Origin of the sequence: Paenibacillus sp. LHD-117, from assembly GCF_030929555.1 — a bacterium.
In the GTDB taxonomy this organism is placed as follows: Bacteria; Bacillota; Bacilli; order Paenibacillales; family Paenibacillaceae; genus Pristimantibacillus.
The window spans coordinates 1-14,772 of record NZ_JAVFVT010000056.1; the positions used below are offsets into that span (position 1 = coordinate 1).

At 46.4% G+C, this 14,772-nt stretch carries 13 protein-coding genes; 5 read left to right on the top strand and 8 right to left on the bottom strand.

The window, feature by feature from the left end:
* The 3 genes from RB620_RS28660 to RB620_RS28670 all read left to right on the top strand — a co-directional run.
* On the top strand, nucleotides 1-205 hold a 205-nt coding region (locus RB620_RS28660), incomplete at its 5' end, for a hypothetical protein (RefSeq protein WP_308100387.1).
* A gap of 76 nt (nucleotides 206-281) precedes the next feature.
* Nucleotides 282-1,022, top strand: a complete 741-nt coding sequence (locus RB620_RS28665; RefSeq protein ID WP_308100388.1) for a hypothetical protein — start codon at nucleotides 282-284, stop codon at nucleotides 1,020-1,022.
* Nucleotides 1,023-1,025: 3 nt separating this feature from the next.
* Nucleotides 1,026-1,514, top strand: a complete 489-nt coding sequence (locus RB620_RS28670; RefSeq protein WP_308100390.1) for a hypothetical protein — start codon at nucleotides 1,026-1,028, stop codon at nucleotides 1,512-1,514.
* Nucleotides 1,515-1,849: 335 nt separating this feature from the next.
* Here RB620_RS28670 and RB620_RS28675 read toward each other — a convergent pair whose 3' ends face one another.
* Nucleotides 1,850-4,801: a carbohydrate-binding protein gene (locus tag RB620_RS28675; RefSeq protein WP_308100391.1), complete on the bottom strand. Its 2,952-nt coding sequence runs from the start codon at nucleotides 4,799-4,801 to the stop codon at nucleotides 1,850-1,852.
* Between the two features lie 573 nt (nucleotides 4,802-5,374).
* Between RB620_RS28675 and RB620_RS28680 the strand changes: the two genes are divergently transcribed.
* Nucleotides 5,375-6,370, top strand: a complete 996-nt coding sequence (locus RB620_RS28680) for an arsenic resistance protein (protein WP_308100392.1) — start codon at nucleotides 5,375-5,377, stop codon at nucleotides 6,368-6,370.
* Between the two features lie 433 nt (nucleotides 6,371-6,803).
* Here RB620_RS28680 and RB620_RS28685 read toward each other — a convergent pair whose 3' ends face one another.
* The 4 genes from RB620_RS28685 to RB620_RS28700 form a co-directional block, all read right to left on the bottom strand.
* Nucleotides 6,804-8,543 (bottom strand): Rieske (2Fe-2S) protein, encoded by a 1,740-nt coding sequence (locus RB620_RS28685; RefSeq protein WP_308100393.1) that lies wholly within the window; start codon nucleotides 8,541-8,543, stop codon nucleotides 6,804-6,806.
* A 172-nt stretch (nucleotides 8,544-8,715) separates the two neighbouring features.
* Nucleotides 8,716-9,219 (bottom strand): SDR family NAD(P)-dependent oxidoreductase, encoded by a 504-nt coding sequence (locus tag RB620_RS28690; protein WP_308100394.1) that lies wholly within the window; start codon nucleotides 9,217-9,219, stop codon nucleotides 8,716-8,718.
* Nucleotides 9,220-9,230: 11 nt separating this feature from the next.
* Complete coding sequence (locus tag RB620_RS28695; RefSeq protein WP_308100396.1) at nucleotides 9,231-10,409, bottom strand: MFS transporter; 1,179 nt, start codon at nucleotides 10,407-10,409, stop codon at nucleotides 9,231-9,233.
* Nucleotides 10,399-11,238 carry an SDR family NAD(P)-dependent oxidoreductase gene (locus RB620_RS28700; RefSeq protein ID WP_308100398.1) on the bottom strand — a complete coding sequence of 280 codons (840 nt, stop codon included), beginning with the start codon at nucleotides 11,236-11,238 and terminating at the stop codon, nucleotides 10,399-10,401. The genes RB620_RS28695 and RB620_RS28700 overlap by 11 nt, the downstream gene beginning before the upstream one ends.
* A 160-nt stretch (nucleotides 11,239-11,398) precedes the next feature.
* Here RB620_RS28700 and RB620_RS28705 point away from each other — a divergent pair, with 160 nt between their 5' ends.
* Complete coding sequence (locus RB620_RS28705; protein ID WP_308100400.1) at nucleotides 11,399-12,286, top strand: LysR family transcriptional regulator; 888 nt, start codon at nucleotides 11,399-11,401, stop codon at nucleotides 12,284-12,286.
* Between the two features lie 53 nt (nucleotides 12,287-12,339).
* Here RB620_RS28705 and RB620_RS28710 read toward each other — a convergent pair whose 3' ends face one another.
* The 3 genes from RB620_RS28710 to RB620_RS28720 form a co-directional block, all read right to left on the bottom strand.
* Entirely contained in the window at nucleotides 12,340-13,206 is an 867-nt protein-coding gene (locus RB620_RS28710) for a pentapeptide repeat-containing protein (RefSeq protein WP_308100401.1), read from the bottom strand.
* A gap of 14 nt (nucleotides 13,207-13,220) precedes the next feature.
* Nucleotides 13,221-13,550 carry a PadR family transcriptional regulator gene (locus RB620_RS28715; RefSeq protein ID WP_308100403.1) on the bottom strand — a complete coding sequence of 110 codons (330 nt, stop codon included), beginning with the start codon at nucleotides 13,548-13,550 and terminating at the stop codon, nucleotides 13,221-13,223.
* A 151-nt stretch (nucleotides 13,551-13,701) separates the two neighbouring features.
* Complete coding sequence (locus RB620_RS28720) at nucleotides 13,702-14,742, bottom strand: NADH:flavin oxidoreductase (RefSeq protein ID WP_308100405.1); 1,041 nt, start codon at nucleotides 14,740-14,742, stop codon at nucleotides 13,702-13,704.
* Nucleotides 14,743-14,772 lie beyond the last annotated feature (30 nt).

The following is a 14,772-nucleotide window of genomic DNA, read 5'->3' on the forward strand; positions in this document are numbered from 1 at the left end:
GGTATTCTTCGCGATTATTGGGGTGATTTCCAAAAGTCAAGGGGTTTTCCGTTTTTTAGCTTACATTTCTATGACTATTAATCGGTTTCCATCACTTGGAATGAACTGCATAAGTCATGAACTAGATGCATATCTTGAGACTCAAGACTCGATTGAATTAATAGGATATGATTTCCATGAGCCACACTTAAATGGAAAGGAGTGAGAAACATGATTAAGACATAGATTGATAATTTTTTTTCTTATTCACCAATCAATACCATAAAAGGGAGCCGATAACTTTGAAAAGAAAACTGGTTTATTATAATGGTTTACTGAGCATAATAATGGCAACTCTTCTTTTTTTGAATACATCGACTTCACATGCCGCATTAATTGAACCGCATGCTTATGCAAAACAGGATAGAAACGACATATCAAGTGAAAGTTCAAAAATGGTGCTTAATACAGGAGCAGAAGACTTAACTTCAACTTGGTCTTCTACCAATAAGAATTCATTTATTACGAAAGAAATGTGGGTGATTCTTAGTAAAACATCTGATGGTCAAGCAAAAGAATGGATTGAGGTTGGCCAAGTAAAGGGTGGAGTGAATGGCTCATATCATGATGGCCATTTTACAGCGGTAAAACGATACCAAAATGGCCAACTAACATATACCGAAAGCACTATAGGAACCGGTGGCACATCAGGTTCTTTCACCTATGAAATTAAATACGGAGGCAAGAGCAGCCTAGGTTATGATAAATGGAATATATACATTAATGGATTTTATCAAACTTTTTGGACAGTGCCCTTCATTAAATCGGTTGCTCAGCATGTTGGCATTGAGTCAAATGATAACCTGAACAAATTCAAGACCGGTACAAAAATCAGCAATGTAGCTTATCTTAAGGATGGCACATATTACTTATGGGGATCTGCAACAAATGGTGATGATAATTCCTTAAATTGGTCCTCGAACTTTCAGTTTAATTCCAATACGAACAGTAATACTGTTACATTTAGTAATGGAGGAGTATAAAATATGAAATCAAATAAATTAAAAGCAATTACCTACACAGCTATAACTTTAACCATTACAGGCAGTATTATCTTCCCGCAAATTATTAATGCGAACCGACCCATTGATCAAAAAGTTGAACAAAAAAATGAACAAAACAATAAGCCAAATCCGGTAGGCCTGATTTATAAGGCTAATTCTCATGCTGACAAGTCTAAGTTTATCAGTAAAGAAGAGATTATAAAAAAACCTCGAATGGAGAAAGATGGGAAACTAAAATCAGCTGATTTAGTTACCTACGAACAATTTTCTCGGGAGGTTCTAGGCCAAGAGAACCCTGGTACTATAATTGAAAATGATCGAATGGTTTGGGTGTTAACAGTCGAATTTCCAAACGGTATTAAAACTAAAGGCGGAAAATTCTCCAAAGCTGTACAAATTTCAGCTTTCGACTCGGAAACTGGTCAACTCTTGACCGTTACTACGATAGGTGAAGAGGATACTACTAAATAAAATTCGGCACTACAAAAGACCGTTCTTAGCCAAATTGGTTATGAACGGTCTTTTCTGTCAGTATGAAAAAAAGATAAGCGAACCCAGCGGGAATATAACCTCCGCTCATAAGAAATCGCGTAGTTGAATACAAGTTCAATTCATGCAGAATAATCGCTACGATCCAGATCCTTGCTTTTTCTGGTTTAGATGCTTGGTTGCGATCATCAATCAAGTGGTTTTGTGAAGAGTCAAGCTGTGGACTCTGATTAAGCGTCAAATAGCCCCCACTGAGTCTTTATGATAATGAAAAAAGGGCACGCCCCATCTTGAGAAAGGCATGCCCTTCTGTTAAATTATTGCAATTTAAACAACTTAGATTGGTTCGCAGCCAGTGTTACACTTAGATTTCCAGTTGCCGATGAGGTCGTTCCATCCCACAGATTTGTTACTGTATACGTTGCTGTTCCGCTCAATCCGGCACGTGAAAGGTTTACCGTCATCGATTTGCTGCTGGAGCTACTGTAGTTGAACACTGCCAAATAGTACGTTCCATTATTGTTCAATACGAATGTATCTGCAGCGGAAGTGCCTGTATTTCCTTCCGTCGCGCGGAATGCTTTTCCTAGACGAGCTACGCTGTTGACTGCATTGTTCGTGAGCAACGCCGATGCCATCGCCTGCTGGGACGAATTGGTGAGGTCGTTTCCGTTAAGGAACACGGTTCCCCCGATGACGCCGGAGTTCACACGGGTACGTGCTTCCTCCAAATTGTTCGAAAGCGTCATATGGTCTGGGTCGGTAAACTTGTAGATCGTCCCATTTTGCCACCAACCATATGTTTGGCTTTGCAACACGTACTCAGAGTCACCTAACGACGAGAACGCATCTGTAGAAATACGGCGTGAATGACCGTATTGGCTCGGGAACAATGGTGCGATCGAAAGCGAGATGAACATCGTCCCACCGATCCGGTCGCGAACGTAAGCCATCCCTTGGTTATACGCCTGGATACCGGTTTTAACGTTTGTATCGTAATGCTGGCCCTCCAAAGCCCCATGCGTGACAAAGTCCAACTTGATGTAATCGAAGCCTTTGGATTTAAACTTGTCGATAAAATAGTTAATTCTTTGCTTCGTACCTGGATGCGTCGGGTCGACTGGGTAGGCACCGTCTAGCGAATTGCCCCAAATCGTGCCATCGGACTTCTTCAGCATGATATCGCCATATGTATAGCTTGAACCCTCAACAACCCGGGACGTATCGCTTGACCAGTAGACAAACGGTGCCCAATAGATGCCGGCTTTTTGTCCGTTTGCATGCACGGTATTTACGAAATCGGTCAGCTGCTGGTCCGTCATGTTATCCCAATAAGAGTCTAAGTTGATGTAAACGGTATTATTGTTATTGAAGTTATTGTTCTGGAGGTTGTTCTTGATCCAGTTGGAATGAGCTACCGCATTCGTGTAAGAAAGACCCGACTGAACCGCTCCCCAGCTATTCCAGCCGAACGGAACGCCGCCACTCCAGGACATTGTACCGCTAATCGTTGCGTTCGCGCGGCCATAGTCTTCCATCCCATCACGCCAATCGGCGTAAAATCCGACGAATGCTTGCGGCGCATTAAGTGAGGTACCACTAATGGAACCATGTGCTTCGATGTCTCGCGTATTCGAGTTTGCGACACCGCCGAACACTTTTAGCTGGGTAACGTTGTTACCAGTACCCGTGTACGTAATGCCGGTTTTCCAAGTGTCGTGCGCTGTCGATCCGAAAATGAGTCCGTTGCGGCTGTCGTTGTCATAAATCGCCATGACCTCATAGCCAGTGCCCGTGGAGTTGACCGTTTGCGCGTTATAACGTACCCAAGTATCGTTATCGAAAGGTACAATCAAAGCCCGCTTGTTCGTGCTTGCGTTAATGCTTGTCGCTGCAGTATCGCTCTTTATTGGCGCCATGTAATTGGAGCTCATCGAACTTCCACTTGAAGCGTTCAAGTCGACGAAGAAATATGGCTTACCGTCGTAAACCGTGAACGTCTGCTTCAGTGTAGGGCTTCCACTTTGCGTATTAGAGAAAACGATTTTCGTGCCGCTACCGAAACCATTCGTCACTGTCGTCACGTCGGTCGGCGAAAAAGTATGGCTAGTGTAAGATGAAGTGCCGTAGGTCGTAGAACCGTTTTTGAATTCACTGTACATGTTCGAAGCGACTTTGACGGAATTGGCGTAATAATCGAACAAACCACTCAGCTTCGAATATACGATTTGAACAGCGCCGTTCGTGATGGTAGTCGTGTTGTTGTTATCAACAATCGTTGTCTGGTTAAACGTGTACGTCGTGTCCGTACCCGGAGGTGGTGTAGGCGTTGGGGTTGGTGTTGGGGCTACCGCAGACAACACAATTTTATCGATGTCTGGTGCGTATGCACCATTTCGATAAAACAGAATCGTATTTGCACTGCCTGCGTTTAGCGGAATCGTAAGCGCATAGGTACCTACAGTGGACCAACTACCCGTCGAAGGGAAGTTAATCGTCGTTACATCCGTTCCGTTCACGCTAATCGTAGCCGATCTAGTGGCGTCTCCCGCCAAGTAATAAATCGTTAGGGTAGCTTCGCCGCCAGCGCCGCCGGCGATGCCATTATAACGGAGCGTGCCGCTTCCGTTACCAAGATATCCAACTTTTTGCGTTCCAGAGCAAGTAGAGCAGGCACTTACGATTGCGCTCCCGCCTAACGTGTTTCCACTTGCTTCTGCTTCCAGACTAGCGGATGGGGGCGGCGTTGGTGTCGGTGTCGGTGTATCCGAGACCCCCAAGGAAATTTTATCAATATCCGGAGCATAAGAGCCATTGCGATAAAATTTGATCGTATTTGACGAGCCTGCATTCAAATTGATCGTCATCACGTAAGTGCCGACCGTATTCCAACCGCCTGTGGAAGCAAAGTTTACAGTCGATACATCCGTGCCATTGACGTTCACTGTGGCCGACCGAGTGCTATCTCCTGCCGTATAATAAATCGTCAGGGTCGAACTGCCACCTGCACCGCCATTTACAGCGTTGAACTGCAACGTGCCGCTACTGTTACCAAGATTGCCAACCTTTTGTGCCCCCGAACAGCCTGCGCATGTTGCGACAGCTGCTGAACCTCCTAACGTATTTCCGCTCAATTCAGCTTCATAAGTAAAAGTTGCGGCGGATGCCACGTTTTCTTTCTGTTGAACTAAACCAATAATCGACAAAACTAATGCCAAAATTAAAATCATTGCTAAGCCGCGCTTTTGTTTTGCTCGATGTCGAATCATTGCCTAATCCCCTCCAATTCAAGATAAGTTTGAAAGCCCTTTCATAATTCAGTTTACGCATTTAGATTGACTCACACTATATCAAGATTCATGGATTCATAGCCTAGAATAATTATGTTTAAATCCGATGGCAGTTACATTCGATGAGAATACTCGTTCTATAGCGACTGCGATTCCGTGTGAAAAATAGTCGCGCTGAAAGGCCTTAATGCGATAATGGCGACCTTCTATGGTCTCAATCAACATTCAGAATCAGTCTAGCCCAATAAAAACAGCAAAGAACGGCAACGATAGGATAAGTCCTAGGGTTTCCGTTCTTCACTGGTTGAAAAATATCTTTTGATTCATTTACGATCGATCGGTACCATAGATTGTGATATTAGAATTACGAAAGAATGATGGCGACATATTGGTCGTAGGCAGAGTCATTAGATCGAATCGCCTCCCATTGAAAGGACTCCATTATTATTTTACTCCCTTCAATCGAATTAGAAGTCAAGATTATGATAGCAATAATCCGTTCACATCTCCATAATGGGGAAAAGATGAGTGGATTAAGGAGAAGAAAACAAAATGAAAACGCGCGAGAAACTCGAACAAAATCAGATCTGGCTGTATGTAGTTACACTAGCTGTAGCAGCTGGCCTCGGCTTAGCTTCTCCAGAGCTTATGACATCACTTGATAATCACATACTTATCTCGATTGTAATAGCTTTATTGATGTTTGGTATGTTTACTCAAATTCCCTTTATGTCTATAAAGGAATCAATCGGCAATCGGCGTTTTATATTGGCCATCCTTACCGCAAATTATATTGCTGTACCGATTGTCGTTTGGTTACTGTCGCAGTTTCTACCACAACAATCCCCTGTCCTACTTGGTGTGTATCTTGTATTATTGACGCCATGTATAGACTATGTCATTGTATTTACGCATCTTGGCCGTGGGAGTGAGAAATTGATGCTCTTATCGACCCCAATTCTGTTTGTGACACAGATGTTTTTGTTGCCCATTTATTTATGGATTTTCATGGGCGAGCAGGCGTCAGAAATCGTGAACCCAGGCCCGTTCATTGAAGCGTTCCTTATCATCATCGTATTACCGCTTCTATTGGCTATCGTCTTACAATTACTTTCTAAGAAAAATCGGAACAGCAGTCAATTGTTATTAGATGTGTCTGCCTGGATTCCTGTCCCGCTGATGGCACTTACCCTTTTTGTTGTTGTATCATCTCAGATTGGCAAGCTATCCCAATACTGGGACGTTCTTTTGAAAGTCGTTCCAATCTATATCGCATTCATGCTCATCATGCCGTTCGTTACTCGCTTTATCATAAAGTGGTTTCGACTAGACATAAAATCAGGACGAACAGTTATTTTTAGTGCGGGAACGCGCAATTCCCTTGTGGTCCTTCCCCTCGCCTTGGCTTTGCCTGACAATTGGAGTACATTAGTTGCAGCAATAATTGTCACGCAAACAATTGTTGAGCTAGCAGGCGAACTTATTTACGTTCGTTTTATACCCCGAGTAATTTTACGAGACAAAGTCTATAATGAAGGCTCTGAATAAACCTATTTCGCCCTAACAAGACCCGTTATGATTTATTTTCTTTTTCGTTTCGTAATGACAATAAAGTTTGTTACCAGAATTACAATAAAAGAAATACCGTAGATAGCTGCTTGAGTAATCTGTGCAAGTCCATCAGTTACAGTTATCCAGAACCACATTGAACCTGATATAAGGATCGCAATATTTAAGAAGGTTGCGTATAATAGAGATTTTTTAAAACTGCTATTCTGATTGGATATTACGCTGTAGATATTCGAAACAATAAGTGATATCAGTATAGGCACTACTAATTTTATCATTTCCACATCCAATTATTACACCTACTCTCATTTGATGACGTTCTTCATCTGATTATTGTTTTCATTTTGACCTGCTTTATAATGCCGCAGAGTTCCTTCCTATCGTCATTTTGAACGCATTTCCGCGGCTCACTTTACTCATCTCCGAACAATTTCTCGCCGCGATGGAGCCGCCATGCAATTTTTGCCGTATGAGGCGTCTCTCGGGAAGTAGGGGCATGCGCCGCCAAATAACGTGTAACCGCAAGGATCAGCGTTTCGCGAGCTTTCTCCGCGAACGGTCCCGTTTCGGAAGCCCAGCGGTCATATTCCGCTACGGCCGCCTCGTACATCTGAAAGGAGTGAAATTCCGCATCCTCTCGAAGCAGCGCATGACCCAATACGTTGAATAAAGGCTCCGGCTTTCCACCGCTGTGCAGATAGCGGATCACCCATGCCGCCGCCGGCGCCACTTGCTGCTGCTTATCGAGAATCTCAAGCAGCTCCGCGGGCTGCGGCACTTCCTCAGCCGCGCCAACTGCAGCTGGTCTCGGAGCAGCCGGGATGTTCAAAAACCGGTCGAGGTAAATCGTAGCCGCCGTATGGAAAATTCCGCGAACCAGCCATGGATCGGCGGAACGAATCAAACCTTCGTGAACGGCGTGAGCATGCGTAAACGTGTGCAGCACCGAAATCCAGTCCCCGAAATCGTTCTGCGTATGGAAGCGGACGACCCGTTCCGCCGCAGCCAATGCGGCAATTTGCGAGATGCGCACCGGAGAGGCCCCGCCGAGCAAAGCTTCCTTCAGCACGCGAATCGTCCTCAGCGGATCGTCTCCGAGCAGCGCTTGGAACAGCACCTCGTCGTCGATACCGGAGCCCTCGCCTCCAGATGAAACGCCTTTTTTGAACAGCTCCTCGAACGCATCCTTCAACGGCTGAACCAAATTGACCGGAGACTGCCAGCTATGAAGCTCTTCGCTGCGCGAAGCGTCTCCGAACATCGGAACGAGCGAAGCCAGGACGTAATTGCGCTGCTCGTCCTCGATGTACTTCAAGCTCTCGAATGCTTTATTATGGAAATCCAGCGTATGGCCTCCATTAATATAGAAATGGTCCGTCGCCGCCATGCTCATCATAGAGAACAACCGCTTCTCATCCGCCCCCGCCTGCACGGCGGTCAGCAGCACCCGTTCGGCTCCGCGCGTATCCCGAACCTCGATGCAATCGCGGTACCATTCCGTCAATCGTTCTTCGGAGACGCCAGTATTCGGGAGTGGATCGAGCAAGAAGCGCGTTCCGCTTCCGGCTGAGTCGCGCGCCGTACGCAGTAGCCCTTGAAACAACGCAAGGATGCGGCCTTGTTTATCAAGCTTGGGCAGGACGTTAGCCATCGCGGTAAGAATCGTTAATCCGGAGCCCCACCCTTGCCTGCGCTGTTTGACTCCGAAATCGATCCCAATCGCTGCGATTTCCATCTCGGGAACGCCTCCCTCCATTAATCCGACTATGGCCTTGGCTATGACAAGTCCGATATTTTGCTCAAGGCCGCTCTGAAGGCGGTTTTTATACAGCTGTACTTGATTGCCGTTCCGGGAATTCGGGTTGACCCAAATCAATCCGTCATGTACGGTTATGTCGTGTACCGGAACATCATCCGCCCAAGGGTCGAGCGTTCCGCCGCTGCATACGTCAAACCGCGCATGATGCCAATGGCATGTCAAAATTCCGTTGCACAAACTTCCCATGTGGAGCGGAAAACCGAGGTGAGGGCACCTGTTGTCTAGTGCATGCACTTTATTCTCGTGATAAAAAACGACGATGCCCCCCTTGATCAGCTTCGTTCCTTGCTCTCGAAGCTCTTCTACCGTACCCGCCTGAATCCAACCGTTCATGAAAACGCCTCCATTTCTCCATGTAAAGTGATCTCCTTGTTTGTACAATATCTTATTTTGAATACTTTTTAAATATGTATGTTTAAAAAGTCGATCATTTTATTACGCTACGAAATACCAAAAGCTGCCGGATGATGAACCGGCAGCTTCTAACTGATTACTCTCCTCCACTTTACCAATCGATTGGTTTGCCGTCCCTGAAGAACCCTCCACGAGGTCCTTCCGATTCCGTCGTTAATAACTGGAGGATCAACTCGGCAGTATGTTTCGGCGTTCTCGGAGCAGAGGGTCCCCCCATATCCGAGCTTACCCAGCCCGGATCGACCGCATAGATTTTGATATCTCCCCTGACTTCCGCCGCTGTCAGTCGGGTCAATGCATTCATGGCAAGTTTGGAGATTTTGTACGCACCTGCTCCTTGGGACGACATCGCATTCATAGCTCCGTATTCCGAGGAAACATTAATGATCCTTCCATATCCCCGCTTTTCCATGTGTGGAATAAATGAACGCATGACATGATAAACGCCGAAGAAATTCGTGGACATCGTTCTCTCTAAAATCACTGGATCCATGCTCAATAATTTGGCATTCCCATCCAAATATACGCCCGCGTTGTTAATCAATACATCCAATCGGCTGGCGGTATCCGATTCCCCGATTCGCCCCTGTGACAAGAGCTGTCTGCTTATCTTGCATCATTGGAAACCTCCAATCGACTGTACATGGCACTTCTTGAATAATTCGCCGCGATGCTTATGATCAGGAATAAGATCCCCCCGAGCACGACATATTGTATACCTATTCCTGCTATGAATAGTCCGCATACACTTGCACCGATCGTTGTTCCCAAATTGGCTGATGTCAGAAAGAGTCCATTCGCGAATTCAGGAGCCTCTGGCGCTGCAGACACAATCCAATATTGAGCAATGTTGCCTCCTATGCCGCCCAATACTCCCCAAATCAAAATAATGAAGGCCATTGGCACACCGAACTGTCCCATGATGACAAGCATGATGTAAACGGCCCCCAATGCAAATGGATAAGACATTACCGTTCTTAGTGCATGATTGGTAAGCAGCTTCCCTGCAATCATGTTTCCGACAATGTTGGCCGCACCGTATAGGAATAACATCAAACTGATTGTGTTCCACGCATAATTCGTTACGGTCTTCAAATACTCGGCAAGGTAACTGTACACCCCGAATACGGCTCCGTTCATGAAGATGACAGCGGCAATGGAAAGCCAGGTTACGGATCTTCTTAATACGCGCAATTGCGTGCCGTAAGAGAGCCTTTCCCTAACAGGCATCGACGGTATGAATAGGAGTGTCGCGACAAACGCGACTGTCGTTACAGCAGCAAAGAATAACATCGCATAGGTAAGCGAAGCGGCGGTGGCAATCAGACTCGAGACCGGTACGCCAAGGACCATCCCTGCAGACACGCCAACGAATACTTTGGCCACTGCCTTCGAAGATTGTTCCTTGCTGACGGACGCCGCTGCGACGGAAAATGCCAAAGAACAATAAACAGGATGGAAAAAAGCCGGAACGACACGTGCAATCAATAACACGGTAAAGTTTGATGTGAAGGCGGAGACAAGGTTGCCCGCAATAAAAATGCCAAGCACAAGCAACATGACTTTCTTGCGGTTCATACCCGAAAACAATGAAGGCAAAATTGGGCCAGAAATGGCAACCGCAAGCGCAAAGAGACTCACGATCAACCCTGCAGTGGAGATGCTGACATGGTAGTGCTCCGCAATCATAGGCAAGATTCCGATCACGCCCATCTCGGTATTCAAGATACCGAATACACCTAGGGTTAAAATATAGACTAATAAATGATTTTGTTTAGTCTTCATAGATCATTGACATCGAGATATCTCGGTAGGCATCGATCTGCGCCTGAAGGTCGGCGATCTTTTGCTCTGCGATGCCAACGGCGTCAGCGCCGGCGATGAAGCGTCGCGGCGGCTCAGTTTCGCTTGCAATCATGAGAAGTGCTTTGGCGAGCTTGTTCGGATCGCCGGACTGTTGCCCGTTCTGTTTATTAAAAAAGGCCATGTAACCAGCTCTGCGATCCGCATATTCCTCGATCGACGGCTTGGCGTAAGTCGACGAAGCTTCCGTAAGAAGTTCCGTACGGAAAAAGCCCGGATTGACAATGGTCGTATGAATGCCGAACGGCAAGACCTCAGGCTGCAGCGATTCCATCCACCCCTCGAGACCGAACTTTGACGCGGCGTAAGCGGCATTAAACTCGAATCCAGAAATACCGGCGCCTGAAGAGATCGAGATGATGTGGCTAGAAAGCTGCTTGCGCATTACAGGCAACACCGCTCGTGTAACGTTCATGGGACCGATAAGGTTCGTCCTTAGCTGCGACTCGATTTCATCTAGGGTCAGTTCCTCAAAAAAGCCCCCATAGAAGTTCGCTGCGTTATTGATGAGTACGTCGATCCTTCCAAACTTGCCTACAGCAGCTTTGACGGCTGCCTCGGCATCAGCCGGGCTGTTGACGTCCAGTATTACGACCAGCAGGTTATCGTCATCGCCAAGGGCTTTTGTGACTGTGTCCATATTTCGGCCTGTAGCGACGACTTGATAACCGGCAGTCAGGGCCGCCTTCGCGATATTAACACCCATTCCGCGACCGGCGCCTGTAATTAGCATCACTTGTTGTATAGACATGTTTGTTTTTCCTCCAGTTAATAAATATAAATAACTCCTTGTAATTTATTTTACCGAGTTTTTAGTATATAACAAATACTCATATCTTATAACAAGATATGCTTGAAAAGCATTTCTGGAATGTGTATTGTAAAACTTAGAACTTAGAGGAGGTGTTTAAATGGAAGTTAGAGTTTTGCGTTATTTTCTTGCTGTTGCAAGAGAAAGAAGCATTACGGGCGCTGCTGACTTTTTGCATGTTACTCAGCCAACCTTGTCTAGACAATTAAAAGATCTTGAACAAGAATTAGGAAAAAAGCTATTTCATCGCAGCAGTCACAGTATTATCCTCACCGATGAAGGAATGCTTTTTAGAAAAAGAGCAGAAGAAATCGTAGATATGGTGGATAAATTAGAGGCAGAATTTAGATCCATGGAAGAGACGCTAAGCGGTGATGTCTACATCGGCGGCGGGGAAACAGAGGCCATGAAACAGCTTGCACGGGTAGTAAGAGACTTACAGATAAGTTATCCAAATATACGGTTTCACCTCTACAGCGGAAACGAAGATGATGTAACTGAACGACTTGATAAAGGACTGCTCGACTTTGGAATTTTAATTCAACCGGCAGAAGTATCGAAATACAATTACGTCGATATCCCGGCTAAGGACGTTTGGGGCGTTGTGATGAGGAAAGACAGTTCCCTTGCTCTCAAAGATACCATTCAAGCAGCAGATTTAATCCATGTTCCGCTAATTTGCTCAAGGCAGGTTATGAAGCAGAACTATTCCAAAAATGAATTTGCGGATTGGTTTGGTGACGATTTTGATAAATTAAACGTCGTAGCCACCTATAACCTGGCTTACAATGCTTCAATTATGGTTGAAGAAGGTATTGGTTATGCGTTAACGCTTGATAAAATAGTGAATACGTCCGGTGAAAGCAACCTTTGTTTTAGACCGCTAGAGCCAAGACTTGAATCTGGCTTAAATATCGTTTGGAAAAAGCATCAGGTCTTTTCGGCTGCCGCCGATTTGTTTTTGAAAGAAATTCAGGCGAAGTTTTGATTATCAGTTGCGTAGGACAAAAACCCAGTACCTGTACGGTACCGGGTTGTGCTTTAGACGACCGTAACTTTGGACAAATTGGCATCCATGCCTTTGAGAGCGGCGTACGTCAACTTATCCATCATTGCGCCGTCAAAGTTGATCGTTTTGATGGCACGGAAATACTTTTTGGTTAATGTAAACCCCGGATGGAAAGACACATTTTTGAGAGTCGCACCTCTAAACGTCACTTCGTTTAATCCCGCCTTCTCGAACTTGACGCCGATAAAGGTTTGCCCGTCCAGACACAGACCTGTAAGATCGGAATATTTGAATTCCACCCCGTCAAAAATACAATTAGCGAAAGTTGCTTTTCTAAGATCTGTCGTGCTCAGCTTCACATCCGTTAATTTAACATTTAGAAATTTCGCGCGGTCTAGACCGCACGAGCTGTAGTTCGTGCGCAAGAGAATGGACTTGTTGAAGCTCGTATCCGAAAGATCCAGCGCGGAAAAGTTGCAGTCGGTGAGGTTGGCGCCGTCGAAATTGGTTCCGCGTACATCGCTGCCAGCAAACGTGCTGCCGGTCAAGTCCGCGTTCGAAAAGTCGGATCCTTTCAATGCGCTGCCTGAAAACTTCCCTTTGTGCGCGGTAACGCTGGCAAAGTCGCTGTCTGCTAAATTGCTTGCGTTAAAGTTTGTCACCACCTGACGTTCCAGCGATCGGGAAAGGTTAGCGACCTCCAGTACCGTTTGCTCGATATCGCCAATGCTATCGATGGTCATCTCAAAAGCGGTTTCGTCGTCCTTGCCCTCGGCTTTAAGCTCGCGGAACCGCTCCTGCAAATCGGAAAGCAGGTCGGCCTTTAATTCGGTGACGCTCTTCACCCCGTCGTATGGCGCGAATACGCCGTTCAAATAGTTGGTCAATTTCTGATTCAAAACATCCACTCCCCTTATAATAGGTTTTCAAGCACGCGCTTCGCATACTCCCAGTTGTTTTTGTTGCGGATGTAAGACTCCTTGCCCTTCTCGGTTATTCTAAAATATTTGCGCCGGCCGCCTTGCGATTCGTCGCCCCAATACCATTCGATATCGCCGTCCACCTCTAATCGACGAACGCTGGAGTACATCGTTGCTTCCTTTAGTTCGTATTCTCCGCCCGAGCGCTCCGCAATCAACTTGACGATTTCGTACCCGTAGCGATCAGCCTCGGATAAGAGTCGCAGTATCATCGTATCGGTATGTCCGCGCAGCAGGTCGGATGTAATTTTGTTCTCGCTCATTTCATCACCCCGCAAATGTATAATACATTACACTACTATGACTGTCAAGGTACTCCTTCAAACAAATTACTCACTGAATGTTTTCATGATCTTGCGCAATAAAAAGAACCTGGTATAACAACCCAGGTTCTTTTGAGCGGAGACGACGGCATTAATACAAAGTTTGGAGCGCTTGCGGCGTGAAAGGAATCAGTTCCTCCGCCTTGCCTTCTCTAATCTTGCTGACCCAAGCCGGATCCGCGAGCAATGCCCGGCCGATCGCGACAAGATCGAACTCCTGATTGTCCAGCTTGGGAATCAAGCCATCCAAGCTGGCGTTCCCCGCTCCCCTTCCTGCGGTGAAGAATGTCGTGACGTCCCCATCCAATCCAACGGAACCCACTGTAATGGTCGGTTTGCCTGTCAGCTGCTTCACCCAGCCCGCGAAATTCAGCTCGGAACCTTCGAATTCCGGTTCCCAGAAGCGTCGCGTCGAGCAATGGAAAATATCCACCCCGGCGTTCACCAACGGTTCGAGGAATAGCTTCAATTCCTCCGATGTCCCCACGAGCTTCGCCGAATAATCGATTCCCTTCCATTGGGAGATGCGAAGAATAATCGGGAAATCGGGGCCAACGGCTTCGCGGCAAGCTTTTATGACTTCTGCGGCAAAGGTTGTACGTGCGATGTAGCTGCCGCCGTATCGATCCGTCCGCTGGTTCGTTTTCTCCCAAAAGAATTGGTCGATTAAATAACCGTGAGCGCCGTGCAGCTCGATGCCGTCAAAGCCGAGACGTTTGGATTCTGTAGCAGCCTTGGCGAACTCCTGCACGATTTGCTCGATCTCGTCTTCCGTATATTCATTCACGTTGCCGCGGGCGCCCATATGCCAGATTTGAGGGACAATTTTGCCTCCCGCATGATGAACTTCAGACACGACATTCGCCCAGCCGTTCAAGGCCTCTTCGCCGTAGAAATACGGAACATCCTTCTGATTGCTCGAATCGGCATGGTTAATGACCGTGCCTTCGGTTATGATGAGTCCAACTTCGTGTTCGGCTCTGCGACGGTAATACGTAGCGACATCCGGTCCAGGAACGCCGTTCGGCGATTTTTGGCGCGTCATTGGCGCCATAACCGTTCGGTTGGACAAAGAAAGCTTACCTAAAGTAAAGGGACGGAACAGCGATTGCACAGTTTGCGTTGTAGTCATGGTTACCCTCCATTTTATCTAATTATTTTG

Bases quoted from the DNA above. Each gene is read 5' to 3' on its own strand.
- RB620_RS28715 (WP_308100403.1), bottom strand. From the start codon at position 13,550: ATGAGCGAGAACAAAATTACATCCGACCTGCTGCGCGGACATACCGAT.
- RB620_RS28685 (WP_308100393.1), bottom strand. From the start codon at position 8,543: ATGAACGGTTGGATTCAGGCGGGTACGGTAGAAGAGCTTCGAGAGCAA.
- RB620_RS28700 (WP_308100398.1), bottom strand. From the start codon at position 11,238: ATGTCTATACAACAAGTGATGCTAATTACAGGCGCCGGTCGCGGAATG.
- RB620_RS28705 (WP_308100400.1), top strand. From the start codon at position 11,399: ATGGAAGTTAGAGTTTTGCGTTATTTTCTTGCTGTTGCAAGAGAAAGA.
- RB620_RS28695 (WP_308100396.1), bottom strand. From the start codon at position 10,409: ATGAAGACTAAACAAAATCATTTATTAGTCTATATTTTAACCCTAGGT.
- RB620_RS28670 (WP_308100390.1), top strand. From the start codon at position 1,026: ATGAAATCAAATAAATTAAAAGCAATTACCTACACAGCTATAACTTTA.
- RB620_RS28680 (WP_308100392.1), top strand. From the start codon at position 5,375: ATGAAAACGCGCGAGAAACTCGAACAAAATCAGATCTGGCTGTATGTA.
- RB620_RS28675 (WP_308100391.1), bottom strand. From the start codon at position 4,801: ATGATTCGACATCGAGCAAAACAAAAGCGCGGCTTAGCAATGATTTTA.
- RB620_RS28720 (WP_308100405.1), bottom strand. From the start codon at position 14,742: ATGACTACAACGCAAACTGTGCAATCGCTGTTCCGTCCCTTTACTTTA.